Raw genomic sequence first — 917 nt, 5'->3', positions numbered from 1 at the left:
TACGACCTACCGAGACTCAGATTCAAACATGGATGACTTCGATCGCGCGGTACTCGCCAGACTTGAGAGCCTTTTCGAGGCCGACGAGGTTCAAACCCTCACTTTTCGCGCCGACGCCGGGCTGCCAGCGCAGGATGCTGCGGTCAAGGTTGTGCACAATGCAACCGGCGCGGAGGTCGTATGCAATGACTTCCCATCGCAAATCAAAAACAAATCCATCGCATTGATCGGTCTCGTTGAACTGCTGCGAACCCAGTCGTGATTGCCCGGTCGTACAACATGGTTTTTACGCTAGGCCTACGGCACACCGCTGTCGTTTGTTCAAGCCGCCCTCTGGTGGTAGAATCTCTCGTAGTTCAAGCATCGTTCGCTTAGTTCAGGGCGGTGTCGTAAAAACCTTCCGTTGTCGGACCTCAAATTTCTATGTCGCAACTCTACGACCTGCTGGAGAACGTTAACGATCGCGACACGTTTCTCGCTTTTGTCCGCGCCTTGGCTGACGAACGCGAGGCCGCTCAGCAGCTCGAACGCGACGAACCGACGCGCTACATGCTCGGAGGTGCGCACGATTGGCAAAACGGCGACATTTCCTCTTACCTCTATGCCGCCTGCGAATACTTCAACGACCGGCCATTGTCGCCACCGGAGACCGAACCAAGCTGGCGAATGTTCGCTGACTTTCTCTGGTGCGGTAAAATTATCGAATAGCGACGCCGACGTCGGATTGTGCGCGGTCGTTTGCGGGCGTCGCGTGTTGGAATGCTGGCTGGCGGTTCAACGGTCCGACAACATGGTTTTTACGCTAGGCCTTCGGCACACCTTCCTTGGTTGGTCACGCGGGCTGGCGTTGGTACAATCTCTCGTAGTTCAGACATCGTTCGCTTCGTTCAGGGCGGTGTCGTAAAAACCTTCCGTTG

At 55.7% G+C, this 917-nt stretch carries 2 protein-coding genes; both read left to right on the top strand.

Annotated features, from left to right (window positions below; genetic code table 11):
• A partial coding sequence (locus tag RSSM_RS29555) for a peptide chain release factor family protein (protein ID WP_236621479.1) occupies nucleotides 1–262 on the top strand: 262 nt, incomplete at its 5' end.
• 161 nt (nucleotides 263–423) lie between these two features.
• Nucleotides 424–708, top strand: a complete 285-nt coding sequence (locus RSSM_RS29550; RefSeq protein WP_008688545.1) for a hypothetical protein — start codon at nucleotides 424–426, stop codon at nucleotides 706–708.
• Nucleotides 709–917: the final 209 nt, after the last annotated feature.

Origin of the sequence: Aporhodopirellula sallentina SM41 (assembly GCF_000346505.1) — a bacterium.
Classification (GTDB): domain Bacteria; phylum Planctomycetota; class Planctomycetia; order Pirellulales; family Pirellulaceae; genus Rhodopirellula; species Rhodopirellula sallentina.
Note: the sequence above shows the minus strand (reverse complement) of the source record. Positions and strands in the feature narration are given on the sequence as shown.

Bases quoted from the DNA above. Each gene is read 5' to 3' on its own strand.
- RSSM_RS29550 (WP_008688545.1), top strand. From the start codon at position 424: ATGTCGCAACTCTACGACCTGCTGGAGAACGTTAACGATCGCGACACG.